At 36.5% G+C, this 1,308-nt stretch carries 1 protein-coding gene and 2 pseudogenes; all 3 read right to left on the bottom strand.

Annotated features, from left to right (window positions below; translation table 11 throughout):
* Positions 1-161: 161 nt before the first annotated feature.
* Positions 162-500: a hypothetical protein gene (locus FTT85_RS18445; RefSeq protein WP_180036296.1), complete on the bottom strand. Its 339-nt coding sequence runs from the start codon at positions 498-500 to the stop codon at positions 162-164.
* A 491-nt stretch (positions 501-991) separates the two neighbouring features.
* Positions 992-1,181: pseudogene (locus FTT85_RS18440) on the bottom strand (RHS repeat-associated core domain-containing protein); the annotation flags it as partial.
* A gap of 10 nt (positions 1,182-1,191) precedes the next feature.
* Positions 1,192-1,308: pseudogene (locus FTT85_RS18435) on the bottom strand (transposase); the annotation flags it as partial.

Below are 1,308 nucleotides of genomic sequence, written 5' to 3'. Positions count from 1 at the left end.
CGCGACTCATGAGTGCTCGGTTATATGCGGGCCAATTGGTTGTGCGATAGATTTTGTGTGTAGGCTTCTTCATTTGAAAATTATATCGCTGAAAAAGCCTTTACAGATAGGTTTGTGCAACAAAGCCAGTGGAAGTCTCCTGTTATTTCAGCACGCATCAATCATTTAAAATACCCCAAAGCTTTTAACTTAGGAACAAATTTTTTATTAAAATAAATTATTGAAAAACTACAAACTAATGCAAAAGAAATCAAAGTAAAAGCAAAATAAATATTGTTTTGATCAAAATATATATGGAAATCATCTACAAACTCATGAATATGAAAAAAAGGAAAAATAAAAGCAATAGCAAACAGTAAATATAATAAAGAACTAAATACCACTTTAAAAAAATGACCAAGTATACTTACTTTAATTAAAGCTTTAGCATAAAAATTTAAAATTAAAATCATATAAATCATATATAACAAGAAAAACATAGCCGTTTTAAACCAAATCATTAACTATCTCACTAATTATTTTGCACAAGATGGCAAGGTTATTTTCCCAGTACCCATTAATTCACCAGCACCTGTTATTTTACCCTCTAGTAATGCCCCTGCTAGTTTGCCTGGAGTTCGATTAATTCCAGAAGTACCCAATGGTTTATTCATCAAATCTACTCTCATATATGGAGCCCTTTGAATTACTGCCTTATTCACAGATCCTCCAATGCCACCACCAACCATAGCTCCTACTACAGCACCAGCATCATAATTACACATATTCGCAACTTCCTTCTTCGCAGCAAATAATCCCACACCTTGACCCAGCACTGAAGAAACTCCTGCACCTCCTGCTGCACCTACAGCATGTGATGCCCAAGGATTTACAGCCCCCACTGCACCTCCTGCAACACACCCAATTGCAGCACCTTTCCACTCTCCTGTTGTATAACCACCAACAGCACCAGCTATGCAGCCATATGCAGCACCAGCAGCATTTAAGGGAGTTAATCCCAATTGATCGACCCACAGATTCGGATCACTGACATAAGCAGAATTATTTAATCCACCAAATAGTCCAATCGGATCTTTACTCACATACCTTGCACTAAACGGCTCATAATAACGGTAACGGTTATAATGTAATCCAGTTTCACTATCGTAATATTGCCCTTGAAAACGAATACTTGTTTGCTCTAAGTCTCCATTAAAAAGTAAACATGTATTCTTTTCCGAATAGGTTTGATACTTTCTCAACCCATTGCTCTATTTTGTCAGCTGCCATGACTTGAAAATCTCGCCAATAATATTTCATCTGCTTCCA

This window comes from Acinetobacter sp. YH01020, from assembly GCF_013420275.1.
GTDB lineage: Bacteria > Pseudomonadota > Gammaproteobacteria > Pseudomonadales > Moraxellaceae > Acinetobacter > Acinetobacter amyesii.
This window is presented reverse-complemented; position numbering and strand designations above follow the sequence as displayed.